Source organism: Pseudoalteromonas sp. 78C3, assembly GCF_002836695.1.
In the GTDB taxonomy this organism is placed as follows: Bacteria; Pseudomonadota; Gammaproteobacteria; order Enterobacterales; family Alteromonadaceae; genus Pseudoalteromonas; species Pseudoalteromonas arctica.
Map to the genome: position 1 here is coordinate 1 of NZ_PJAV01000142.1, position 23,545 is coordinate 23,545.

General features: G+C 39.3%; 21 protein-coding genes. 12 read left to right on the forward strand and 9 right to left on the reverse strand.

Features of this window, described 5'->3' with window-relative positions; genetic code table 11:
- Positions 1–72 precede the first annotated feature (72 nt).
- Positions 73–1,293 carry an alkaline phosphatase family protein gene (locus CXF76_RS09610; protein WP_024591549.1) on the reverse strand — a complete coding sequence of 407 codons (1,221 nt, stop codon included), beginning with the start codon at positions 1,291–1,293 and terminating at the stop codon, positions 73–75.
- A gap of 163 nt (positions 1,294–1,456) precedes the next feature.
- Between CXF76_RS09610 and dgt the strand changes: the two genes are divergently transcribed.
- Together dgt and CXF76_RS09620 are read left to right on the forward strand one after the other, a co-directional pair.
- A complete protein-coding gene (dgt, locus tag CXF76_RS09615) occupies positions 1,457–2,923 on the forward strand; it encodes a dGTPase (RefSeq protein WP_101163538.1) in 1,467 nt (488 codons plus the stop codon).
- A 70-nt stretch (positions 2,924–2,993) separates the two neighbouring features.
- Entirely contained in the window at positions 2,994–4,661 is a 1,668-nt protein-coding gene (locus tag CXF76_RS09620; RefSeq protein ID WP_024591550.1) for a hypothetical protein, read from the forward strand.
- Positions 4,662–4,978: 317 nt separating this feature from the next.
- Here CXF76_RS09620 and CXF76_RS09625 read toward each other — a convergent pair whose 3' ends face one another.
- The 3 genes from CXF76_RS09625 to CXF76_RS09635 all read right to left on the reverse strand — a co-directional run bounded on the left by CXF76_RS09625 (position 4,979) and on the right by CXF76_RS09635 (position 7,203).
- Positions 4,979–5,857: a bile acid:sodium symporter family protein gene (locus CXF76_RS09625; RefSeq protein ID WP_024591551.1), complete on the reverse strand. Its 879-nt coding sequence runs from the start codon at positions 5,855–5,857 to the stop codon at positions 4,979–4,981.
- Positions 5,858–6,114: 257 nt separating this feature from the next.
- Complete coding sequence (locus tag CXF76_RS09630) at positions 6,115–6,696, reverse strand: uracil-DNA glycosylase family protein (RefSeq protein WP_101163539.1); 582 nt, start codon at positions 6,694–6,696, stop codon at positions 6,115–6,117.
- A 150-nt stretch (positions 6,697–6,846) separates the two neighbouring features.
- Positions 6,847–7,203 carry a VOC family protein gene (locus CXF76_RS09635; protein WP_024591553.1) on the reverse strand — a complete coding sequence of 119 codons (357 nt, stop codon included), beginning with the start codon at positions 7,201–7,203 and terminating at the stop codon, positions 6,847–6,849.
- 232 nt (positions 7,204–7,435) lie between these two features.
- On the opposite strand from CXF76_RS09635, the gene CXF76_RS09640 reads away from it, so the two are divergent.
- Genes CXF76_RS09640 through CXF76_RS09650 form a run of 3 tightly spaced genes read left to right on the forward strand, consistent with a single transcriptional unit; the run spans position 7,436 to position 9,707 of the window.
- Complete coding sequence (locus tag CXF76_RS09640; RefSeq protein WP_024591554.1) at positions 7,436–7,777, forward strand: hypothetical protein; 342 nt, start codon at positions 7,436–7,438, stop codon at positions 7,775–7,777.
- Positions 7,774–9,375 (forward strand): PepSY-associated TM helix domain-containing protein, encoded by a 1,602-nt coding sequence (locus tag CXF76_RS09645; protein ID WP_024591555.1) that lies wholly within the window; start codon positions 7,774–7,776, stop codon positions 9,373–9,375. The genes CXF76_RS09640 and CXF76_RS09645 overlap by 4 nt, the downstream gene beginning before the upstream one ends.
- Positions 9,372–9,707 (forward strand): DUF3325 domain-containing protein, encoded by a 336-nt coding sequence (locus tag CXF76_RS09650; protein ID WP_007583595.1) that lies wholly within the window; start codon positions 9,372–9,374, stop codon positions 9,705–9,707. Before CXF76_RS09645 ends, CXF76_RS09650 begins: the two co-directional genes overlap by 4 nt.
- 212 nt (positions 9,708–9,919) lie before the next feature.
- Here the strand turns inward: CXF76_RS09650 and CXF76_RS09655 are convergent, their stop codons facing one another.
- The gene (locus tag CXF76_RS09655) at positions 9,920–10,438 is read right to left on the reverse strand and encodes a lipocalin family protein (protein WP_101163540.1); all 519 of its coding nucleotides are present in this window, start codon (positions 10,436–10,438) and stop codon (positions 9,920–9,922) included.
- Positions 10,439–10,579: 141 nt separating this feature from the next.
- Here CXF76_RS09655 and CXF76_RS09660 point away from each other — a divergent pair, with 141 nt between their 5' ends.
- From CXF76_RS09660 to CXF76_RS09670, 3 genes are read left to right on the forward strand one after another with little or no spacing between them, the layout of a single operon-like run.
- Complete coding sequence (locus CXF76_RS09660) at positions 10,580–11,035, forward strand: YaiI/YqxD family protein (protein ID WP_007376692.1); 456 nt, start codon at positions 10,580–10,582, stop codon at positions 11,033–11,035.
- A gap of 1 nt (position 11,036) precedes the next feature.
- Positions 11,037–11,600 (forward strand): DUF6942 family protein, encoded by a 564-nt coding sequence (locus tag CXF76_RS09665; protein ID WP_101163541.1) that lies wholly within the window; start codon positions 11,037–11,039, stop codon positions 11,598–11,600.
- A 19-nt stretch (positions 11,601–11,619) separates the two neighbouring features.
- A complete protein-coding gene (locus CXF76_RS09670; RefSeq protein WP_024592701.1) occupies positions 11,620–12,012 on the forward strand; it encodes an ACT domain-containing protein in 393 nt (130 codons plus the stop codon).
- A gap of 182 nt (positions 12,013–12,194) precedes the next feature.
- On the opposite strand, the gene CXF76_RS09675 is transcribed toward CXF76_RS09670, so the two are convergent.
- The 4 genes from CXF76_RS09675 to CXF76_RS09690 all read right to left on the reverse strand — a co-directional run bounded on the left by CXF76_RS09675 (position 12,195) and on the right by CXF76_RS09690 (position 18,089).
- Positions 12,195–12,851: a class I SAM-dependent methyltransferase gene (locus tag CXF76_RS09675; RefSeq protein WP_010552879.1), complete on the reverse strand. Its 657-nt coding sequence runs from the start codon at positions 12,849–12,851 to the stop codon at positions 12,195–12,197.
- A gap of 28 nt (positions 12,852–12,879) precedes the next feature.
- The gene (locus CXF76_RS09680) at positions 12,880–16,530 is read right to left on the reverse strand and encodes an AAA family ATPase (protein ID WP_101163542.1); all 3,651 of its coding nucleotides are present in this window, start codon (positions 16,528–16,530) and stop codon (positions 12,880–12,882) included.
- Complete coding sequence (locus CXF76_RS09685; protein ID WP_024591559.1) at positions 16,527–17,774, reverse strand: exonuclease SbcCD subunit D C-terminal domain-containing protein; 1,248 nt, start codon at positions 17,772–17,774, stop codon at positions 16,527–16,529. The genes CXF76_RS09680 and CXF76_RS09685 overlap by 4 nt, the downstream gene beginning before the upstream one ends.
- 78 nt (positions 17,775–17,852) lie before the next feature.
- Complete coding sequence (locus tag CXF76_RS09690; RefSeq protein ID WP_002959190.1) at positions 17,853–18,089, reverse strand: hypothetical protein; 237 nt, start codon at positions 18,087–18,089, stop codon at positions 17,853–17,855.
- A 580-nt stretch (positions 18,090–18,669) separates the two neighbouring features.
- Between CXF76_RS09690 and CXF76_RS09695 the strand changes: the two genes are divergently transcribed.
- The 4 genes from CXF76_RS09695 to CXF76_RS09710 all read left to right on the forward strand — a co-directional run bounded on the left by CXF76_RS09695 (position 18,670) and on the right by CXF76_RS09710 (position 23,407).
- A complete protein-coding gene (locus CXF76_RS09695; protein ID WP_024592705.1) occupies positions 18,670–21,117 on the forward strand; it encodes a M1 family metallopeptidase in 2,448 nt (815 codons plus the stop codon).
- Positions 21,117–21,611 carry a DUF6702 family protein gene (locus CXF76_RS09700; RefSeq protein ID WP_101163543.1) on the forward strand — a complete coding sequence of 165 codons (495 nt, stop codon included), beginning with the start codon at positions 21,117–21,119 and terminating at the stop codon, positions 21,609–21,611. Before CXF76_RS09695 ends, CXF76_RS09700 begins: the two co-directional genes overlap by 1 nt.
- A gap of 319 nt (positions 21,612–21,930) precedes the next feature.
- On the forward strand, positions 21,931–22,548 hold the full coding sequence (locus CXF76_RS09705; protein ID WP_007583617.1) for an HAD family hydrolase: 618 nt from the start codon (positions 21,931–21,933) through the stop codon (positions 22,546–22,548).
- Positions 22,549–22,681: 133 nt separating this feature from the next.
- The gene (locus CXF76_RS09710) at positions 22,682–23,407 is read left to right on the forward strand and encodes a YebC/PmpR family DNA-binding transcriptional regulator (RefSeq protein WP_024591562.1); all 726 of its coding nucleotides are present in this window, start codon (positions 22,682–22,684) and stop codon (positions 23,405–23,407) included.
- Positions 23,408–23,545 lie beyond the last annotated feature (138 nt).

Genomic DNA, 23,545 nt, shown 5'->3' on the forward strand with positions numbered 1-23,545 from the left:
GGCTAAATAGCCCACTTTAAAGTTTTAACATGTTCTTCCCTGCAGAGCGCTTACGCGCTCTTTTAGATTAAGCTAATGCACAACGATTTTTTGCTTAATTGCTGGCATTAATGTTTTACCATTGCCATCTACTTTGTTTAACAATTTAAGTCCCATCACTTTTGCCAGTACTGGGTAAATATCAAGATTATTTACTTCTTTAAGGCTTACACCTTGTTTAAATGCAGGGCCTACAGCAATAAATGATGCTGCCATATCCTCGGTATATGCATAACCGTGAGTCCCTAAATAGGTTGGTTTTTTACCATTGGTAAATACCGCTGGCGCTGTAGTTTGCACCACAATATCGCCTACGCGAGTGCCTTTATTGTAATGATACGCTGCTAATTGCTCGTCAGTTAATACTGTATAACGACCGTTTGACGCATCTCGTAAACGTGCTTTGTAACCTTCAATATCAGCGTTTTTAGCATCAGGCTGAGTATAAATAAGTAAACGTGGACCAGTATTTTTAACTAAAAAGTTTTCATCTTGAGGCAGTGTGGTTACATCAATGCTTTTATCTGGATCTATACTCGTCATACCATGATCCGACACAATAACTAAGTTTACCTCTTGCTCTAATTTACTTAAGCGAGTTTGTAATTGCCCCATTAATTCATCAAGCTGTTTAACTGCATCACGCGTTTGTGGTGCGTCTGGCCCAAATTCATGGCCCATGCTATCAACTAGCGAAAAGTAACTCGCAATAAAACGTGGGCGCTGTGCTTTTGGTAAACTTAACCACTGAATAATTTGATCAACACGGCTTTGGTAATCGCTGTATTTAGAATAGTGATAAAAGTAATCTGGTGTCATGCCGTTAAATAATGCATCTGACTCAGGCCAAAAATAAGTAGCCGATTTAAGCCCCTGCATTTTTGCTAAATTCCAAAGCGGAATACCCTTTACCCATGTGCTATCGCCTAATGCTTTGCCCATGCTGTAACAGTCGTTCTTACGCGCTTTATCACAAAAGCTATTATCAACAATGCCATGGTTTACCGGCAGTAAGCCCGTAATAATAGAAATATGATTAGGAAACGTTTTAGTTGGATAAACAGGTATTAGCTTTTGTGCGCGAACACCGCGCTCGGCCATTGCTTTTAAATTTGGCGCGCCGTGTTTTTCAATATAATCCCAACGCAGGCCATCAATTGATACAAGCACCACAGTTTGCTCTTTTGCAGCAAATGCGCTGTTCATTCCTAACATTAGGCAAATTGATACTGCCTTTAAAATCCACTGTTTCATTATAAACACCTATAAATGCACAACAATTACTCAAAAAATTATTTTAAAGCAAGTTGTTACTTTATGATACAAACTGATAGATTAAACCCTGTATATTAAAGACAAATGACTATGTGCTAAAAACTATGCCAGTCATCAATTGTAAAAAAGGACAAGTATAAAGATGACCATAGATTTTAGTAAAAAAATAACGCCAGCACGAATGTACCGCACAACCTCTAACTTACAGATGGCGCTAGAAAGCGACCGTGGACGTATTATTAACAGTGCCGCTATTCGCAGGCTGCAGCAAAAAACACAAGTGTTTCCGCTTGAGCGCAACGCAGCTGTGCGCTCTCGCCTTACCCATTCGCTTGAAGTACAACAGGTTGGTCGTTTTATAGTGCAACGTATTTTTGCTAATTTAAGCTATGAGCAACAAAAAGATTACGGCTTAACCGACCTAGAGCGCCCACTAGAAAGCTTAGTAGAAATGGCCTGCCTAATGCACGACATAGGCAACCCACCGTTTGGACATTTTGGCGAAGCGGCTATTAACCACTGGTTTAATAACAACCTAGCAAGCGTAACACCCGAACGCTGTAAAGAACCAAACACCGGTATAGGTGTTGTTTTTAAACACCTTGCGCTCGATATTTGTAACTTTGAGGGCAACGCTCAAGGCATACGTATAATTCATTCTTTGCAAACGCTTAATTTAACCTACAGCCAGAGTGCTGGTATTTTAAAATACACTCGCCCTGCTGGGCTTGATGTAAAAGACACTCCGCAAAATAAAAACTATTTAATGAAAAAAGTAGGTTACTACTACAGCGAAAAAAACTTTGTTGAAGCGCTACAAAAAGAGCTCACTATTGAGCCTTACTGCCGCCATCCTGCAAGTTACATAATGGAAGCCGCCGACGACATTTCGTATTGCCTAGCCGACATAGAAGACGCCGTAGAAAAAGACATAATAAGCACTGAGTTGCTGTGCGAAAAACTTAAAAGTAGTTACAAAAAAGTATTAATAAATCTATTAATCGACGACGCTCAACATCAAAATTTTGTAGACAAAGCCGTAGACTACGCACTAGAGCGTGCACAAGCACAACCCTATAATTTTAATAGTGAATTTTTTATATACCTGCGGGTTGCATTGCTACATCCGCTAGTAAATCACGCCGCAAAACGCTTTATCGAAAATATAGAACCTATTTACCATGGCGATTTTAACCAAGCGCTTTTAGAAGATAGAAGCCATCTACATGCAGTAACTAAAACACTAAAGCAGGTAGCGCTTGAGCATGTATTTTCAAACAAAGAAGTCGAAAAATTAGAGCTACAAGGGTATCGCATAATTAATGGTTTGCTCGATTGCTATAAACCATTACTGCTACTAAACAAGGATGACTTTAAGCGTGCACTAAATGGCGATTCACGTTTATTAATAGAGTCGCGACTTATTAAAAAGCTCTCTAAAAAGCACTTAAATAGTTACCAACACGCAATAGATGCGATGCAAGAAGAGCCCGATCACTTTGCGGCATACGAGTTTTATTATCGTTGTAGATTAATCCAAGATTATATAAGCGGTATGACCGACCAATTTGCTTACGATGAATATCGCAGCCTTATGGTTATTGATTAGTTGTATTACTCTGGATAATTTTTAATTTTGCGCTTAAAATCAAACTATTAATATTTAAGCGCATAACTTCATGATATCAAAACTAATTAGATTTACCCTTTGCTTTGCCTTATTTTATAGTGCGCAAAGTGCTGCATACAACGAAGCTATGTGCATTTTAATTAAACAAGAAATGCAGCAAAATAGTAATAATAAAGCGAGTCAAAAATATCGTAAAGCTGCGCGTGATTACAAAAACAACTGTAATAAGCCAAAAGAAATTCAAGCACAACCTAAGCCTCAAATAATAGAGCCTGAGCCGACTATTATTACTCAGCCACAACCTAAAATTGTTGAACCTGCCCCTGTAATTAAACCTACTGAAGAAGCTGTTAAAGAAAGCATCAACGAGCAAACCCTTAATTTAACTAATGATCAAAAACAACAAATAAACGATCAGCTAAATACCAACAGTAACGAAATAGTAATTGATGCAGAGCCAACAAAAGCAGCACCCGAGCAAGTAGTTACAGAGCAAAAAAACGAAGCTGTGATAGAGCAAGTAAAACCGGCGACGCCAGAGCAAAGCGTTCAACCTGCGTCTGAAAAGCCTGTACTTGTAAAACCAGCACCGGTGTTAACTAAACCAGCGCCTGTAATTGCGCCGCAACCTGTAGCACAAAGCCCAAGCTCGTTACTTTTACCCACTTTAATACTTGTTATAGTGGTACTTATTGGCGCTATGGTAGTCGTGCGCCTGCGCCGTGCAAAACAAAGTAAAACGATGGCAGAACCGACTATAGCGGCTCCACCTGAAGTTAAATCAGAAAAAATTGCTACGCCAGCTAAACCTGAAATTAAAGCAACAAAGCCAGTACAAACAACAAAAGAGCCAAAGATTGAGCCTGTCGTCATTAACGAAGCAACTCAAAATAATAAAGCAGTTGAGAGCAGCGTAGCGACAAATGAAGAGTCAGTGGAACCTACTAACACAGCGCAAAATACTGATATTGAACATACAACAACGCAGATCTCAGATGAGCAAAACAACGTAGTTACTCCATCGCAAACAAGTGAAATTGAGTCTGCACAAATGGAGCCAGCAGATACTTTAGAGCAAACAAGTACCGCTACGTTTAACGAAGTAAAACAAAAACCAGAGCCTAATACCGCCGAGTTTGAAGCCGCCGCTAAAACAACCTTAGAGCGCATTAAAAATGCCAGCAGCTTTAATGAGCCAGAGGTACGCGACTTTGACCCAGATGCAAAGCCAGTAAAAAAACAACGTAAGCACTATACAGCGCAAGTAACGGAATCTTCGCCAATAGAAGCCGAACATAACACTGTAGAGCCGGTTATTACTACTCCTGAGTCAGTAACAGCGAGTGAGCCGGTTATAGATTTACACGCTCCAGAGCAAATATCTGACGCTCAATCGACTACGTATACAACCGAGCAAGACTTTAAAGAACCAGAGGTGCGTACATTTAACCCAGATGCCCCGTTACCTGGTGAAAAGCCGATGCCTAAAAAAGAAGACGCGATACCTGAGCAAGCACAAACAACACCGCTAGTTAATGAGCCAGTAATTGAGCCTAAAAAAGCGGACAGTAACAATCCATTTGCTAACTTATCGTTGGACTCAAGCTGGGATCCTGACTCGGCTGAAAAGCCCAAAATAGAAGAGAAAAAACGCGCCCCTAAATCACAAGCATTAATAGATGCAGAAGAACGCGCTAAAAACATGCAAACCAAATAGTAAGTTTTAAAGTAGCGCATCATATTTGAGGCGCTGTTTTAGTAACCAAATAATTAACTGTTTTTCACCGTATTACTTACACTCTTATCCCATCCTAAAATGCGCCTTAGTAATTAGAAGCTTCACTCCTCGCGCAAACAAGCTCAGCCCCTAGTGCAATATTCAAGCTTGAGAGTCTTTTGTGAGCCTACAATTTGTTGACGCGATGGGTGCTGAGCATACATTTAACAGGTGGTATTTTTAGACTGGAGTTTACGGCTACGTTATCCGCAGCCATAAATTAAAGTAACTTGGTCAACATGCCCTAATTAAAAGTCCTAGTTAACAGCCCTAGCGGTACGTTTATTTTTAAGCTTTAACCCGCCAATTAATAGCAGTGGCCCTATAAACATAGCAAGGCCATACACGCCACCGGTAACCGCGTATTCTGGTTTATTCAAAAAGCTAATAGCAATTAAAATAGCTAACGATGCATTTTGAATTCCAACCTCAATTGAAAGCGTCAGCGAATCAGTTAAATTTAATTTTGAACACTTAGCAATTAACCAACCAACAACCATTGAACCAATATTAAGTGCTATGCACGCCCAAAATACATCGTTAAATGAGCTAACTAATAAATCGCGCTCTTTTATTACTAGTGCGGCAATCATCATAAGCATAAAAAACAACGAGAAGCGTCTAAAAAACGGCTCTGCTTTAATGGCAAAATCACTTTTAAAGTGACGTAACCAAATGCCTATAGCAACTGGCACTAAGGTAATAAAAAATAGCCCTAATGAAGTAGTTAAAATAGAAAAAGTAGCATCGTCTGCTGGGGCAAACTGACTCATAGCAAAGCCAATAATAAACGGTGTGGTTATTATACTAATTGCGGTAGAGGCAGCGGTTAAACTTACCGAAAGCGCTAAATTAGCTTTAGCAAGCTGGCTTACTACATTTGACATAGTACCGCCTGGGCAGGCAGCTAATATCATTAAACCAATAGCGATAGGCGTTGGTAGGTTAAGTAAATAACACAGCCCTAATGCTAATAAAGGCATTGCTACAAGTTGGCCTATTAAACCCATAACAATGGCAAGCGGGCTTTTAAATAGACGAGTAAAATCGTTTGTTGTGAGCCCAAGACCCATACCAAACATAATAAGTGCAAGAGCGAGCGGAAGTATTACTTCAGTTAATATAGATGCATTCAAATTAAACAGCCTCGTTTGTTATTGTTTTTAATTGGAGTGTTAATTTTTAAGTTAACTGTATACCAATTCGCTTAATTAAGTGATCTATTTTGAGGATGGAAAAACGTGTTGATAGCTAGGCAAAAAATTCGCTATTTAGTTGTTCTAAATGAGAATTTTTTAACACAGGTAGCGACACGTTTAGCCCCGCAAAATGATTAAGTATTATTGCGGATTGGTATAACGCCCCTTTACAATAAATCCTAATGCTAGAAGCATTACTTATTTAAAATAGTAGCAATGCGTTTACCCAGTTCTGGAAGTACATCTTGCTCAAACCATGGATTCTTTTTAAGCCATATATTATTACGCGGACTGTGGTGTGGAAGCACTAAATAATTTGGCCAATACTCACGCCACGATTTTACTAACTCCGTAAGTGGCATTTTTTTAGTCTCCGGTAAGTGATACGCCTGCGCGTATTTACCTAATACTATTGTCAGCTCAATATTTGGTAGTGCAGCCAATAATTGCTCGCGCCATGCTGGGGCACATTCTTTTCTCGGTGGTAAATCACCCGACTTCCCCCTACCCGGGTAGCAAAAGCCCATAGGTAAAATTGCTATATTATTAGCGTCGTAAAATTCATCACGTGTTAGCCCAAGCCATTCTCGTAGGCGGTTTCCGCTTGCATCGTTAAACGGCACGCCTGTTTCGTGAACTTTTATACCCGGTGCTTGGCCTGCGATTAAAATACGTGCGTTTGGGTTAAATTGTATTACAGGTCGAGCCCCTAAAGGTAAATGAGGATCACAGATCACGCATTTACTAACTTGGTCTATTAATTGGTGACTATTCATGTTTATTTGGCCTTAAATGCTTAATTTTTATCCTAAATGGCCATTTAGGATAAATGAGTTGGTAAAAAATCGGTTTATTTTATCTAAAATGGCGATTAGTTAGTAAAATCCTGATCTTTAAGCCTAAATGCCCTACAGCCCTTATAGTACCTAGTGTTCTTTCGCCCATACCGCAAATTCGTTACCACTTGGTTCTGTAAAGTGAAACCGACAACCGCCAGGAAACTCAAAAATAGGTTTTAATATTACTCCGCCAAATGTCTCTACTTTTTTAAAGGTTGCGTGTATGTCGTCGCTATAAAAAATAAGTAATGCTGCCCCATGCTGAGTTAGTGATTTTAATGGAGCCTGAAAAATCCCACCATCTAACCCCTGCTCACTAAACGCCGTGTATTCTGGGCCGTAGTCAGTAAACTGCCAATTAAATACATGACTAAAAAAGGCCTTAGTTGCGGGTAAGTCGCATGCAGGAAACTCTACGTAATTTAGTTTTTCGTGATCGCTCATCGTTATTTCACTCTTTATTTTTACTCAGTTTATTAACCTTAAGCTTTACATACAGCCTGTGCAATATCATTAAACAATAACAGATCAGTATTTTACTAAGTAATTAAGTAAGTAAGCATAATTTACTTAAAAGTCAATGACTACAAATGAGAATAGCTATCTTTTGTATTTGTAACATATATAATAGCGCCTTTGTTTTATCCTCAGCTTTAAATAAAGGGATTAATTAACTATGCAGGCACCTTTGCACAGTGCGCCATTCGATAAGGTTAACGTAATTGCGCTTATAGTAAAAAGCGTAAGCAGTTATCGAGTTTTGGTATTTTTACGTTTTTTTATTGCCATAATTGGTGGCTATGCCTTTACCTCTGCAAGTATTGCGTTATTAAGTTTTGTATTGCCAATAGCTAAGCAAGACGCTGTACTGTTTAGTGTTTCAATCAGCATTTTAATTTATGCCGTAGTATTTATTTATGCCTTTAGCGTTAAATCATTAAGAAAAGTGTGGATCAGTATTTTACTAAGTACAGGTGCGTTTATCGGATTGCTTGTATTACTAAAGGGTTGGGTATGAAAGACAGCTTTTTTAGATCGATGACTTGGTTACACACTTGGGTAGGGTTACTCGTTTGTTGGTTATTATATTTAATATTTTTTGCGGGAACACTTAGCTTTTTTAGAGATGAAATAACGCTGTGGAATCAACCTGCCATACATAATGTACAAGCCCAAACACAGCGTATAGAAGCGCAAAAGCAGCAAATAATTACAGGGTTCGATTACCTAGCTAGCCATGGTGCTAGCTCACCAAACTGGCGTATTACTCTGCCTGAGCCGCGTATTCCTTATTTAATTTATGGTTATGCAAAGCCAAAAGAGCCAGGCCAGCGCCGCAGCCAGTTTAAAAACACACAGTTAAACCCTAATACCATGAAAGAGCTTGAGCCCTTTGTAGATACTAAAGGTGGTAACTTTTTTTATCGGCTGCACTATGATTTACATTACATGGATGCAATAACCGCACGCTGGATTGTGTGCTTTGCTAGCTTTTTTATGCTAATTGCCATTATATCGGGTGTGGTTATTCATAAGCGTATTTTTAAAGATATGTTTAGTTTTAGACGTAATAAAGGTAGCCGTACATGGTTAGATGCCCACAATTTAAGCTCTGTGCTTGCCCTGCCTTTTCATTTAATGATTACTTACACGGGCATGATTACGCTCATATTTATGTTGTTTCCCTACCCTGCGCAAACGTCTTACGATAACGGCATGCGTGGCTTTTTTAACGATGTAACCCCTCGCAACACCATGACCGATAAAGCCGAAGGCGAATCATCAATGGTGCCGATTCAAAGCATTTTGGATCAGGTTTATACTAAGTGGCCTCATGCAGATATTACTCGCGTACAAGTTAACCAACCAAATATGGCAGCTTCAACAATTACCGTATTGGTAAGCGCAGGTAAAACACTGCGTGACCAAGCACCACGCTTAATATTTAGTGGTGCTACAGGGCAAATGGTTGCTAAAACTGATGACGAGCTAACTAGCAGCAAAGCGCTTTACGAGTCGCTTAATTCAATGCATACGGGGCGTTTAGCTACGTGGTTGTTGCGCTGGTTATACGTATTAGGCGGTATTGCAGGCTGTGTAATGATTGGCTCTGGCTGTATTATGTGGGCTAAGCGAATTCGCGAGCGAACTAAAAATAACGTTAAACCTTCGTTTGGTTTAAAACTAGTTGAAGGGTTAAACCTAGCCACTATTATGGGACTTCCACTGGCAACGTGTGCATTTTTTATTGCTAACAGACTACTTAGTCCAACTACCGCAGAGCGCGCCGATAAAGAAATACTCGCGTTCTTTTTAACATGGCTAGCGGTTGCTCTTTTAGCACTTATAAAGCGCGACACACTGCAATGGCGAGTTATGGCAGCTATAAATGCTGTTGCATGTTTAAGCGTACCGGTTATTAATGCACTTACAACTAACGGTAATATAGTTAGCTATTTGATGCACAAACAGTGGGCTTTATTTACTTTTGATGCACTGTTTTTGTTATTTAGTATATTGTTTTTTATACAAACCGAAAAATTACGTACTGCTAAAAACAACTCAAAAATAATCAGCCCTAGTCAATCTAATAACCTTAAAAGGCAAAAACCATGATTGATTTACTTGGGTTTAGCCTATGCCTGCTCAGTTTTAACTGTTTTGCGCTGGCTAAGTATAATCATTTTAAAGATGTATTTAAAAAACGCCCTACAGAATCCCAACGTAAAAAGCTGCTATTAGCTGCTTGGATCAGTATTTTACTAAGCTTGGTGCTTTGTATAGTTACTCAAGGTGGTTATGGAACATTACTATTTTGCGGGTTTATGAGCCTAAGTGTCTTAATTATAATGGTTTTTTATAATTTTTTAGTAGGCTACGTAAAGTGGTTTAGTGTTTTAAATAGCGTGTTAGTTGTACTAAGTGGGTTGTTTTTAGCATTAAACTAGCCTTAGTTAGTAAAAACGTGATCCGTTACTTTCCCATAGATTAGGCAAAAAAAATGGCAAGCTATATAGCTTGCCAACAATAGGGGATATTCAGTGTTTCCAATACTTACTGTCTCACGGCAAGTACACACAATATAACCATAATATATTTAAGTTACTTTACAGTTAGGTGACTCTTTTATTACTACTGTAAAGGGGCTTTACATTGTTTATTACTCAACCCAAATTATTTCATCGGTAGCAAAGCCCAACTCTTTAGCTTTAGTTAAAAAGTGTTCTTTAAGCTCTTTGCTAACCGTTGGTGTACGCGATAAAAACCACAAGTAATCTTTGTTGTAACTGGTTATAAATGCATATTGATAATCGGGTTGGTCAAGTTCAAAAATCACGTAAGCGCCATAAAATGGACCAAAAAACGAGACTTTAAAATGCCCTGTGTCGGTGCCCTCAACAAACTTGGCCAAGCCTTCGGCGTCATCCCATTTTTTATCATCCGTTAAATACCCTTTGTTAAGGACCTTTACTGTGCCGTCGTCGTTAATTGAATAAGTAGCGGTAACTTGCTCCATACCTTCTTCGAATGAGTGATTGAGCCGCGCTATTTCAAACCATTTGCCTTTATATTTTTGTATATCAAAGTTTTTAACGGGTGTTATTCCCTCAGGAGGGCTGGTGCAAGCACTAAGAAAAAATAGCCCTGTAATAAGTAAACCGTATTTAATAGCCTTCATGTAAGCTCCTTTTTAAATTACATAAATAGTACGTAAATAGTACGTATTATCTAAATATAGATGAGTATAAAGTTTGCTAGCCGATTAAAAAAAATTGCTATAGGATCATATTAATTCTAAAGCAATAAAAATGACCATAGCATGAAAATTTGGGTAGATGCAGACGCGTGTCCTGTTGTTATAAAAGAAATACTTTTTAGAGCTGCTGAGCGTATGAAAATCGAGACTATTTTAGTGGCTAATCACGCAATGCGTATCCCGCCGTCAAAATACATAAGCCGCGTACAAGTATCGTCAGGGTTTGATGTAGCCGACGACGAAATAGTAAAACGTATTGAAAAAGGCGATTTAGTTATTACGGGCGATATTCCGCTAGCAAGTGAAGTAATTGATAACGGCGGGCAAGCACTCAACCCGCGTGGCGAGCTTTATACCACCGAGAATATCCGCTCAATACTTAACGTGCGAGACTTTATGGATACCATGCGCTCAAGTGGCGTAGAAATGAGTGGTGGGCCGCCGCCACTTAGCCAAACCGATCGCCAAAACTTTGCAAATAACCTCGACCGTATTTTAGCGCAAAACAAGGCTAACTAACTTGAATACCCAATTAGTTGGCTTAGGTGATACGCAATTTAGCGTGGCGGTATACGTAGCAAAAGCGCCGCCAATGCCGTTTTTTGAAACACTCGAATGCCTTGAGCCGGTTATAAATGAGCAAATAAATACCATAAACCAGCACTGTGGTAATGGTTGGCGCAAAGTGTTTAACGTGTACGCAAAAGTGCTATTTGCCCTGCCAAGTGAGCATTATTCATTTGCTAAACAAGCCTCTACTTGGCAACAATATCGCGATGAGTATTTACTGCAAGAAAACAGTAAAACTGCCCTGCTATTTAGCGCGCCTAACACTACTATTACGTGTGCAAATAAAGCTACTAGCAATAAAAACCAGTTGCACATAATTGCCGGTCGTACGCACGCTAAAAACTTATTACAACAAGGTAAGTTACATGCACAATTTGATTGGCTCGACGACGAGTTTGCAATAGACACCAGTAACAACATTATTGTGTGCCCATATTTTGATTATAGACAGTTAAGTAATATAAAAATTGCGAGATTAAGCGAACTAGTCGCGCAGCTAAAAATGACTAAATAACAAATTGTAGGGAACGACCATGGCCGGAATTTTAGAGTTAAACGAATTATTAAAATCAATGCAGCCAGCGCTTAAGCAAGGCGAGTATATTTTTTGTTGCTTAGCAGGCTCACTTGCCGATTATGTTCATTTAGAGCCACTTGCCACTTATGTTGAAGAGGAAGGGCTAACCCTTATTTTAAAAGCTGAAACCGCCGATAAAGCAGGTATTACTTACGAGGGTAAATATAATTTAATTACTCTTAATGTACATTCAAGCTTAGAGGCCGTTGGGCTAACTGCTGCGGTATCTGCAAAGCTGACTGAGCATGGCATTAGCGCTAATGTAGTAGCTGCGTTTTATCACGACCATATTTTTGTACAAACAGATAAAGCACAAGCTGCAATGAAAGCGCTTGGAGAGATTGGTTAGGATTGCTGGCACAGCAATGATCTGAGTGATGTGGATATTAGAGCGTCGGGTGGCGCTTCGCTTAACCGACCTACGTATAAAATAAAAGCGTGGTGTAGAGAGGTTTACATAAAAACACCGAGTTTGTTCACTCGGTGTTTTTATTGGTGCTGAATCGCGGGTGCTTGTTCAGCTTGTAAAACTTAAACTACATACCCACTAAAACCTAGCGCTTTAAAATACAGCTTCGGAATGCCAAATTTGCACTCATTTAGCAGTTCGCTAAAGCGCATTCTATCTAGCGGGTAAAACTCATTTTCTAAGTCGTGCCCTGTTTGTGTTTTACCTGTTTCGGTTAAACCCAATTGCGCGCACGTTGTAAGCTGAGCTTCGCGCTCAAATGAAGTTTCAGGGCGCATTAAATCTGCAATATAAAGGTTGGCGTCTTTTTTAAGGCTTCCTTTAATCGCTTTTAATAACTCTTTTTTATCGCCATTATCTTGTACAAAATGCATTACCAATAAACATAAAACGGCATCGGCTTTAACCGATAATTTATTAACAGGTCCGTTGTGAATATTGACGCGGCTTGCTATGCCTTGCTCATCAAATTGCTGCTTCGCGATAGCAAGCATATCGGCTGATGTATCTTGCGCGGTAAATTGCCATGTAGGGTTTAATGCAGCCAGTGCAAGTACTTCTTTGCCTGTGCCTGCCCCTACTACTAAAATATGCGCATTATCGCTTAGCGTTGCTTTTAGCTGTGCGTTAGTGAGCTGATGTAATAATTCATAACCAGGAACTAAACGGGTTATACGGCTATCGTATTGTGTTGCTTGCTCGCCTGTAAACGTTGGCATTGTATCTCCTTGTTTTCAGTAATGTTGCTTATAAAACTTCAACTGTGGAATATCCACCTGGCTTTTTGGCTACATGCACTTGAGTGGCTACACGCTCGCTCATTTGTGTTACGTGCGATATAACGCCTACTTTTCTGCCTTGTGCTTGCAAAGAATCCAAAGCGTCCATTGCAATGCTTAGGGTTTCGCTGTCTAACGTACCAAACCCTTCGTCAATAAACAAAGAATTGATTTGTACTTTGTTTGACGAAAGCGATGCTAAACCAAGTGCAAGTGCGAGCGATACTAAAAATGACTCCCCGCCTGAGAGTGTATTAACAGAGCGTTGCTCGTCGGCCATGTCGCGGTCAATAATTGCAATGTCGAGTGTTTGCGCTATGGCGGTTAATTCGTAGCGTTTATTGAGCGTTTTTAAATGGCTGTTGGCATAATGCAGTAATATTTTTAACGTTTGTGTTTGCGCTAAGTTACGCATGGTTTTACCCGTTGCATCACCCAAGACTTTATTAAGCAAATGCCACTGTTCAACCAGCGTTTTAAGTTTAGTTAACTCAGCCTGCTTACCTTCAAGCGCTTTTGCGTTTTGGTTGTGTTGCTCAATAGCGGTATTAGTTGCTAGTAATGAATTTTGCAGCTGCGTTTGTTGCTCGTTTAAGCTACTTAGTTGAGTATTTGAAACCTCTGCACTTTGCGTTGGTTTATCGCTACTGTTGTGTTTTTCAAGAGTAAGTTGCTGCTGTTTTAATGCGGCGTTTGCATCTGTTAGCGCTTGAGTTAACTGCTCGTGCTGAGTTAAATGCGCTTTAATAGTCTCGCTACTAAGCGTTAGTAAAATTTTGACCTGTTCGTGCGTTGTATTGCTGTATTGCGCTTTAAAGTCAGTAAACCACTGGTTATAACGTGCTTCAAGTGTTGCTAATTCTTGGCTGCTTTCAAGTAAGCGTTGCTCTACATTTTTAAGCGTTATAGCGTGCCCATCTCGTTGTTTTATCGCGTCGTCGTAGGCTTTTTGACTCGCTTGAACCTGCGATTGTTTTTGCTCTTGCTCACTTGTGAGTTTTGCTTGGTAGTCGTCTGCACTTATTTGCTCATTATTAAATAAAGCTGAGCGCTCAATTTGTACAGCGTCTAATAGCTCTTTAGCTTTTACAAACTCTTCATTAAGTACTTTTAACGATTGCTCGTTGTTACTTATAAGCGGTGTGAGCTGCTTTATTTGCTCATTAGCTGTGTCTTGACGCTTTTGGCTTTGCTCAAGTTGCGTTTGAGTTTGCTGATACTGCGTAACCTGCTCGTGCAGCTGGTTAAGTTCAAGCGCATTGGTTTGTAGTTGCTGCCAAAAATCACTGTTTTCAAATTGGCTATTGAGCGTTGTACCGAGCTCGTTAATTTGCGCACTTAGTTCGCTATGTTTACTCGTTATTTGGTTTTGCTGATGTGTAAGCTCAAGGTGTTTATTACTAAGCTGCTGCTGTGCTTGCTGCTCAGCTTTAAGTGCTGCTAGTAGCTCATTTACTTTAGTTTGCAGTGTACGTTGGCGTTTTTGCTGCTCAAAGTATTGCGCTTTCTGATCGTTTAATTGCTTATAAGTTACTTCAAGCTGATCAGGCGTTAAGTCGTTAAGCTCGGTGCGTGCGCCTTGCATGGTATTTTTAATGTCGAGCTGTTTAGCTTTTGCTGTTTGTATTATTTGCTCAAGTTGTCCGTGTTCAGCAGTTAATACGGCATGTTGAGTTTGATGCTTATGCAGCTCGCTTTGTGCATGGTCAAATTGCTTTTTAGCGGCATTAAAAGCATTTTCAAAATCAATAATTAAGTTATTTAATTGCTGATTTTGATTTACCGCATACGGGTGCTCAGTTGCACCGCACACTAAACAAGGCTCATTAGGGCGAAGCTCTGTGCGTAAATGTTCTACGTTTTCGCTGGCTCTTAAGCGCGCTTGGTTAAGTGCGTACTCGCTACCTTTAAGCGCTTGCTCGCTGGTTATTAAATGCTGATTAAGTAAAGCATGGGCTTGCTGGCTTTCATTTAACTGCTGATTAAGTACTTGTTGGCGTTGAGTGCTTTGTTTTAGTTCTGCGTTAAATTGCCCGTAGCGCTCTCGCTGCTCTTTTAAGTAATCAATACTTTTTAGCTGCGCGTCGCAGTGCTCTGCATTAAATTCATTAAGCTGAGTATTTAATGCCTGTAAAGTTGATTGCTCACCACTAAGTGCCTCCTCGCACTGCTGCACTTTATTATTTTGCGTATTTAAAAGATCGCTCTGATTTGCAAGCTCGCTATTAAGAGTTTGGCTTTGCGTAAGGTTTGCGGTTAATTGCTGCTGTGCATTTAAGTAGGTATTAAAACTTTGCTGATAGTAGCTCCAGTCTTTTGCTAAAACATGCAGCTGTGCATGCTCATTAAGCCATTGCTGGCTTTTAGCTGAGTCGGTATTAGCGAGATCAAGCTCATTATTGCTTTGTTTAAGCTGTTGTTTGAGCTCATCAAACTGAGATTGCTCTTTGGTTATTTGCGACTCAGTACCTTTTACAGCTTGAGTTTGCAAGGCAATGTTGCTGTCGAGCTCTCGCGCTTTAGCTATAACGGGCGCTGCATTTTGTTTTTGCTCATTGGCGTTATTAAGCAGCTCGGTATGCTTAGTAAGCGCGGTATTACGCTCGTTAATTACCGCTAAATGATCAACACTTTTAAGCGATATTATTTGCTGATCCAACGCCGTATTTTGATCGGTTAACAAATTAAAACGGCTGCGGTTATCTTTTATTTCAAGCGCTTGTTTAGCTTGTTTTGCCTGCTCGCTTTGCTCAACGATACTTTCAAGCGCTGAGCTTGCTTGTTGCTGGGTTTGCTGTGCTTGCAGTAAGTTTTGCTCAAGTACTGTAGCTTGCTGATACCAGTTAAGTGCTTTTTCGGTTTTGGATAGCTCTTTTTTAGTGTGTTCGGTTTGCGCTTTTAAATCGGTTAACTTGGTTTGTTGTAGCTCAAGTTCTTCTGGGGTTAACAAAGTATAGCTTTCAAGACCAGCTTTAAGCGCTTCAAGCTTTGCTACTTGCTCTTTATGACGTTCAAAAATACGCACGCCAATACGGCTAAATTTATCGGTACCTGTTAAGCACTCTAAAAGTTGCGCTCGCTCATCGCCAGTGGCTTTTAAAAATGCAGCAAACTCATGTTGCGCTAAAAGTACGGCACGGGAGAACTGCTCAAAGTTAAGCCCTATTTTGCTCTCGACTTCTTTTATTGTGTGGCTTTTGTCAGCTATAAGGGTTTCGTCTGGCAGGGTTACTAAAGTGTGCTCTGCTACTTTAAGTTTGCCTGTTACTTTTTTATGGGTTCGTGCAATTGTATAGCGCGCACGATAAAGCTGTTTATCTTGTCCTAAAAAGTCGACCTCGGCGTAGCCTTCCCATGTACCTCTGCGTAGCAAGTTTCGCGCATCATTAAGCTTAATGCTGTCGCCGTTAAACTCAATTAAGTTACCTTTATCACCGCGCAGCCTCGCTGTTTTTGTATAAAGGGCTAAACAAATGGCATCTAAAAAGGTACTTTTACCAGCGCCAGTATCGCCTGTTATCGCAAATAATCCTGCATCTTTTAATGGGGCTTTAGTAAAGTCTATTTCAGCGTCAACTATTGAGGCTAAATTATGAATACGAACTGCGGTTATTTTCATAGTTGTTCTTGCTCCGTAAGCTCGTTTATCACGTCACTTAAAAGTGCTTTTAGCTCATCGGGTACGCTTTGCCCTGCCATGTCTTTATCGTTTGCGAACGCTTGTTCTAATAGGTTTAGTGGATTGAGCATTTCAACTTCGCTTAAATCTTCAAATACGGTGTTGTCGTCATTTTGCGCTGATTGCTCACGTACACGTTCAATACCACAAAATTTAATATGCTTACCTTCAAGTGCTTGTTCTATTTGTTCTCTGAATGTTGTGTCGGTATCGCTTGATTTAAGCTTTACACGTAAATAAGGCGCTATTGTATTTTGTGCAGTGTCGAGCGCTTTAATTTGCTCGCATAGTTCGCTTAATGGTACACACTCCCCTTTTGGTAAAATAATTACATCGGCAGAGCGCGGAATGTAAAGGGGGTTTACAGTTGTACTAATATGTTGTTTTTCATCAATAATAAACTCAACAACATTTACTTGGTGCGTGTAGTTACGTTCTGAAAACGACATAGGGATAGGTGTGCCGCTGTAGCGAATAACATCACTTTTAGCGACTTGTTGCGCTTTGTGTAAGTGCCCAAGGGCAACGTAGTTGGCTTGTTTACCAAATACATTGGCTGAAATAGACTCTTCACCACCTATTACTAAGTTACGCTCAGAATCACTTGAGATGTCCCCGCCCTTTGCGTGTAAATGCCCCATAACTATTAATGGTGAGTTTTGCTCGTTTATATTAGTAGCTTGCTCTAGTGCAAGTTCGTAAGCTTTTGAAACGCCTTGAGCATAACTAGGACCGTTTTCGGTTTGGCTAAGTAAACTTACATCACTTGCGCGTAAAAATGGCATAGCGACGATTACAGCGCGTTTACCATTGGTATTTATGGTAATAACAGTTTCATCGGGTGTTGCGACATCAAAGCGCCCTACTACGTGAGTATCAAACTGTGCAAGTAATGGCTGAGCTGCCAAAATACGATTTGCAGAGTCGTGGTTACCCGCAATAATCACTACGTGTAATAGTGGGCATGCTTTTTTGGCGTCTTTAATAAATTGATAAAGCTGATTTTCAGCGCTAGCACTTGGAGTCGCTGTATGATAAATGTCGCCAGCAACTAAAAGTAAGTCTATTTGTTGTTCAACAAGAGTGGCTAATAACCATGTAAAAAAAGCTTGATGTTCAACACGGCGATCGTGTTCGTAAAATTGTTGGCCAAGGTGCCAATCTGAGGTGTGGAGGACTTTCATGTCGCGCTCTTAATAAAACCGTAAGAGCGCCAATATACCCAAGGCTGTTAAAGATGCAAGCCTAAGGCATGCATTACGTTAGGTTAAACTGTACCAAGCTGAAAAAACAACCGGTAATGCTAAAAGTGCCATTAATAATGGAATTTTTAACGTTTTAGTTTGTTTTGCGTGTAGCGCCTTTAGTGCATTAGTTTCGTTGCACGCTGCTACTTTATCGATATAAAAATAACCCGAATCGAGATACTGCTTACAGTTATTCTCACTTGCTGGAATCGCAATTAGTTCTTGTTGTTTTTTTAGGATGTAAAAATCCATAAGCCCACCGCATTTCTTGCTAGTAATCGATATTAATTTGAGGATAAATGTGACGAATTTATTTGCCTCAAATAAAAAGGTTGGCGATTTTAAATATAAACAGCACTAAAGATCAACCTAAAATTACACTATTTGTCATTTATCGTACAAATAGCGAATATTAATGGAGTTCGGCAATATTTGAGCCAATTATTTACTCGTTTTCACTGTGTTTTTGTTCAGTAGAGTGGGCTTTTAGGCCATTTTACTTGTTTCGAATTAGTAATACTTATACGTAGGATTAATGGTTTACCTGGTAATACCAAAGCAATACTTTTTTAGCAATATATATAAAGTGAATGATATTTTTTTAAGTTCTGGGACTTTGTATTTAACTGATCAAAACCATTATTAAAACCCAATTTTGTAAACCCCCTTTACAGTTTTTATCTGTTCGTATTTTGTTACAAAATAATTGTATTTTTCAATCTAAAAAACTAAGTGAACATCACCCTAAAAATACGGTACTTGGTCGCTAATTTATTGAAGCTAACTGGTATATTTGTCAAAGTACGCTCACAAAATTATATTAGGACTAACAATGAAAAAAATAGGTCTTACGCTAAGTGCTTTTGTATTGCCGTTCGCAATATCGAGTGCAGCTATGGCGTCTTCGGTTGAGCAAACAAAAGGTTCTTTTGTTGATAAATTTCGTCAATTAGACGAAGCACTTCCTACACCCAATGTTTATCGTAGTGCCGCTGGCGAACCAGGTGAAAAATACTGGCAGCAACGTGTAAATTACGATATTGATGTGAAGTTAGATGAAAAAAAGCACCGCATTACCGGTAGCCAAAGCATTGAATATAAAAATAACTCACCACATACGCTTAAATATTTATGGTTACAGTTAGATCAAAATATTTTTAAAAGTGATTCTATTGCCGAAACAACTAAAACGTTTAAAAGCACTTTAGAAAGCCTACCAGCTCAAAAGCCCGCTAAATTAAGTTTAGGTGAATTACGTCGTCAGCAATTTATGAGCGACAACGAACTGGGTTATACAATCAGTGGCGTAAAAGATGACGATGGTAAAGAGCTACGCGTAACCGTAGTTGATACCTTAATGCGCATCGATTTAAACGAGCCATTAAAACCAGGTAAAGAAGTAGAATTTAGCATGAACTTTGCCTTCAACATTGTTGAAGAAGATGCAGTGGGTGCACGTTCTGGTTACGAGCACTTTGAAGAGGACGGCAACGACATATTCTTAATTGCTCAGTGGTTTCCTCGTTTAGCGGCTTATACCGATTACGAAGCATGGACAAACAAGCCGTTTTTAGGCTCAGGTGAGTTTACGCTTGAGTTTGGTGATTACGATGTTGAGATTACTGTTCCGGCAGATCACATTGTATCGGCAACAGGTAAACTTGATAACGCGAGCAAAGTACTTACAAGTACTCAGCGTAAACGTTTAAAGCAAGCCGAAACATCTAAGCGTCCTGTGTTTATTGTTAACGCAGAAGAAGCGCTAGAAAACGAAAAAGAAGGCACCGACAAAACTAAAACGTGGCACTTTAAAGCGCAAAACGTACGTGACTTTGCTTGGGCGTCGTCTCGTAAGTTTATGTGGGATGCAAAGGGTTATCAGCAAGGTGGTGACGTTCAACCTTTAGTTATGGCAATGTCGTTCTTCCCTAAAGAAGGTGGTGACTTATGGGAGAAGTACTCAACTGAAGCGGTAGTACACACAATGGAAGTGTACTCTAAGTATTCTTTTGACTACCCATACCCAACTGCGCAATCGGTAAATGGCCCTGTTGGCGGTATGGAATACCCAATGATTACCTTTAACGGCCCGCGTACTAAGTTACAAGATGATGGTACACGTACTTATTCTCAAGCTGAAAAGCGCTTTTTACTTGGCGTAGTTATTCATGAAGTGGGTCATATTTACTTTCCAATGATTGTTAACTCAGATGAGCGCCAATGGACGTGGATGGATGAAGGCTTAAATAGCTTTTTAGATGGCGTTGCTGGTCGTGAATGGGATCCTACTATTCCTTGGGGTGTTGAGCCTCGCGATATAGTGAGCTACATGAAGTCTGAAAACCAAGTACCTGTTATGACTCAGTCAGACAGTGTATTACGCTTAGGTCCTAATGCTTATACTAAACCTGCAGCAGCCCTTAATATTTTACGTGAAGTAATTTTAGGTCGTGACTTATTCGACTTTGCATTTAAAGAGTATGCTCAGCGCTGGAAATACAAGCGCCCTACTCCAGCTGATTTTTTCCGTACAATGGAAGAAGCCTCTGGTGTTGATTTAGATTGGTTTTGGCGTGGCTGGTTTTACACCACAGACCATGTAGATATCTCTTTAGATAAAGTATATCAACTACGTTTAGACACTAAAAACCCTGATATTGATTACAGCCGTTTACGTGATATTGAAGCAGACAAACCTACTTCATTATTTGTTGAGCGTAACCGCGCACAAGGTAAAAAAACATGGGTTGAGAAAAACTCTGATGTTACCGATTTTTATGACGAAAACGACCGTTTTACTGTAACCAATAAAGAACGTAACTCGTACAATAAGTTTTTAAAAGGCTTAGAGCCGTGGGAGCGTAAAACGCTTGAGCGTGCTTTAGAAGAAGATAAAAACTATTACGTTATGGAATTTTCAAACCTTGGTGGTTTGGTAATGCCTATTTTATTAGAGCTAACATATGAAGATGGCACTAAAGAAGAGCGCTATATTCCTGCTGAAATTTGGCGTCGTAATTATAAAAACGTTCAAAAGCTGATTGTTACCGATAAAAACAAACCGCTTGTATCAGTTACTGTTGACCCAGGCTGGGAAACAGCTGACGTAGATGTTGAAAACAATAACTACCCTCGTCGTATTATTCCTTCACGTATTGAAGTGTTTAAAAAGGAAAAGAGTAAAGCTAAAGTAAGTCGCGATATCATGCAAGATATTAAAACTGAGCTTAAAACTGATGAGAAGAAAGACGAAAAGGATGACGGTGAGGAGCAGCAATAATGCGCTTTTTGCTTATTATTGTTTGCCTTTTAGTTGCTGCGCCAAGTATGGCGCATCAACTAAAATCGTCAGTTACAACCGTGCTTTTTAATAAACGAACGCATAATGTTGAATTAATGCATCGCTTTTATTTACATGATACCGAACACGCCGTAGGAACATTGTTTAAAGGCAAAATTGATATTATTAGTAATAAAGCCGACCAACAACGTTTTGCTAAGTATGTTGAATCGCATGTTGCTCTACAAACGTTAAGTGGTGAACCTTTACCACTTAACTTTGTGGGAGCACAAGTTGATGGTAAGTTTTTTTGGGTTTACCAAGAAGCACCAATTCCTGAAAACATTGAAGGAATTAAAATGAGTAATGGCGCACTTCGTGATTTATGGCCATCTCAGGTAAATATGGTAAACGTTGAGGGCAAAGGTAAGATTAAAACTTTAAACTTTGCTCAAGATAATACTTGGCTCGAAGCCCGCTTTGAGCAAAATTAATATTTAAAACTTCCCCAACCGACGCGCACAGCAGTTTATGTGCGCGTTTTCTTCATACGTTTAAACTGCGTTCATGTTTGATCTGTTATTTGTAAATTTACGTAAAATTTGTGAGTTCAATTTGTATATTTACCTTTTTTTGCGCATGATATATCAAGCACTTAAATTACTTTGTTATCAATAGATTGATAATGGTGCGTATTAATATTTAAATATAGTTAGTTTCATTTATCCCTTTGTATTTACCGGCCTAGGGCATAAGCAGTAGAGAATTTTATGTTTAAATTTCATTTAGTAATAACTAAATTCAGGGAATGATATGACTACTCAGGTTGAGGCTATTTTTGGAGTGATTTTTGATTTAGATGGAACATTGGTTTCATCAGAATTAGATTTTGCATTAATAAAGGCCCAAATAGGTTGCCCTTGCGAGCAAGACTTACTTGATTACATCGCTCAGTTGCCCTCACCGTATATGCGTGAAGAGGCAATGAATATAGTTCACCAACACGAATTAATAGATGCACAACATGCCAGTATATTACCTGGTGTGAGTGAAGCTATTCATGCTTTAAAGTCTAAAAATATTCCGATGGCGATTGTTACTCGCAATTTTGATAAAGCAGCGGCAATTAAATTACAAAATAATCCACTCCCTATCAGCACAGTTTTAACGCGAAGCGATGCCCCAGCAAAGCCAGATCCCAGCGCTTTAAATGCCATTGCTACACTTTGGAACATTAACGCCAGAAATTTACTTTATGTAGGCGATTACCTTTACGACATTCAAGCTGCGCACAATGCAAATATGCGCGCGTGTTTATACGCTCCAGAGTCAACGCCTGCTTATGCCGATCAGGCAGATTACGTTTTACATGACTTTGTTGAATTAGTGACATTAGTTGAGAGTTATTCTGAAAAAATAGAGTTATGTTAAATAGCGTACTATTAAATTTATTTAAGAATAAGTGCTACGTTATTTAAATTACAAAATAACGTTTGTTCCTAGCCCAATACGTTTTGAATTGGTAAAATACCGCAAAACGTAACGTATTCATTAGGGGCACAAAATGGGCAGAGCATTTGTAGTTCGTCAAAGTTCTATGATCAAAACAGCCAATGCAAAAACAAAAGTAAACTCAAAGTATGGTAAAGAGATTTACGTTGCAGCAAAAAGTGGCGATCCCGATCCCGAAGTAAATCAAACACTACGCCGTCTAATCGAAAAAGCTAAAAAAGACCAAGTACCCGCGCACGTTATCGATAAAGCAATTGAAAAAGCAGCCGGTGGCGCAGGGGAAGATTACTCTGTTGCCCGTTACGAAGGCTATGGTCCTGGTAATTGCATGGTTATAGTTGACTGTTTAACTGACAATCCGAACCGTACTATCAAAGATGTACGTTTGCCATTTACTAAAACAGACTCAAAAATTGGTACTCCTGGCTGCGTAGCACATATGTTTGATCATTATGCGGTACTTGGCTTTGCGGGTGATGACGACGAAATAGTATTAGAAGCATTAATGATGGCTGATGTTGATGTTAGCGATGTTGAAGCCGAGGACGGTAAAATATCGGTATTTGCACCGCCAACAGAATACTTTAAAGCTAAAACTGCCCTTGAAGACGCATTTGAAGGCATTAACTTTGAAGTAGACGAAATTACGTTTATTCCTCAAGTTAATATTGAAATTGAAGACGAAGAAGTTATTGCTAACTTTGATAAGTTTATAAATATGCTTGAAGATTGTGACGATGTACAAAATATTTATCACAATGCCATTGTAAAAAATTAGATTTAATTAGCTAAAGCTTTAAAAAGCGTGTTTTGTGTATGCAAAACACGCTTTTTTACGTTTGAATAAATGTTAGATATTCATGTGTATTATCTATATACCTTTAAAATGCCTTAAAAGTGATGTTATTCTAATTTT

Bases quoted from the DNA above. Each gene is read 5' to 3' on its own strand.
- CXF76_RS09620 (WP_024591550.1), top strand. From the start codon at position 2,994: ATGATATCAAAACTAATTAGATTTACCCTTTGCTTTGCCTTATTTTAT.
- CXF76_RS09660 (WP_007376692.1), top strand. From the start codon at position 10,580: ATGAAAATTTGGGTAGATGCAGACGCGTGTCCTGTTGTTATAAAAGAA.
- CXF76_RS09630 (WP_101163539.1), bottom strand. From the start codon at position 6,696: ATGAATAGTCACCAATTAATAGACCAAGTTAGTAAATGCGTGATCTGT.
- CXF76_RS09650 (WP_007583595.1), top strand. From the start codon at position 9,372: ATGATTGATTTACTTGGGTTTAGCCTATGCCTGCTCAGTTTTAACTGT.
- CXF76_RS09645 (WP_024591555.1), top strand. From the start codon at position 7,774: ATGAAAGACAGCTTTTTTAGATCGATGACTTGGTTACACACTTGGGTA.
- CXF76_RS09685 (WP_024591559.1), bottom strand. From the start codon at position 17,774: ATGAAAGTCCTCCACACCTCAGATTGGCACCTTGGCCAACAATTTTAC.
- CXF76_RS09705 (WP_007583617.1), top strand. From the start codon at position 21,931: ATGACTACTCAGGTTGAGGCTATTTTTGGAGTGATTTTTGATTTAGAT.
- CXF76_RS09635 (WP_024591553.1), bottom strand. From the start codon at position 7,203: ATGAGCGATCACGAAAAACTAAATTACGTAGAGTTTCCTGCATGCGAC.
- CXF76_RS09640 (WP_024591554.1), top strand. From the start codon at position 7,436: ATGCAGGCACCTTTGCACAGTGCGCCATTCGATAAGGTTAACGTAATT.
- CXF76_RS09675 (WP_010552879.1), bottom strand. From the start codon at position 12,851: ATGCCAACGTTTACAGGCGAGCAAGCAACACAATACGATAGCCGTATA.
- CXF76_RS09710 (WP_024591562.1), top strand. From the start codon at position 22,682: ATGGGCAGAGCATTTGTAGTTCGTCAAAGTTCTATGATCAAAACAGCC.
- dgt (WP_101163538.1), top strand. From the start codon at position 1,457: ATGACCATAGATTTTAGTAAAAAAATAACGCCAGCACGAATGTACCGC.
- CXF76_RS09610 (WP_024591549.1), bottom strand. From the start codon at position 1,293: ATGAAACAGTGGATTTTAAAGGCAGTATCAATTTGCCTAATGTTAGGA.
- CXF76_RS09700 (WP_101163543.1), top strand. From the start codon at position 21,117: ATGCGCTTTTTGCTTATTATTGTTTGCCTTTTAGTTGCTGCGCCAAGT.
- CXF76_RS09670 (WP_024592701.1), top strand. From the start codon at position 11,620: ATGGCCGGAATTTTAGAGTTAAACGAATTATTAAAATCAATGCAGCCA.
- CXF76_RS09695 (WP_024592705.1), top strand. From the start codon at position 18,670: ATGAAAAAAATAGGTCTTACGCTAAGTGCTTTTGTATTGCCGTTCGCA.
- CXF76_RS09655 (WP_101163540.1), bottom strand. From the start codon at position 10,438: ATGAAGGCTATTAAATACGGTTTACTTATTACAGGGCTATTTTTTCTT.
- CXF76_RS09680 (WP_101163542.1), bottom strand. From the start codon at position 16,530: ATGAAAATAACCGCAGTTCGTATTCATAATTTAGCCTCAATAGTTGAC.
- CXF76_RS09690 (WP_002959190.1), bottom strand. From the start codon at position 18,089: ATGGATTTTTACATCCTAAAAAAACAACAAGAACTAATTGCGATTCCA.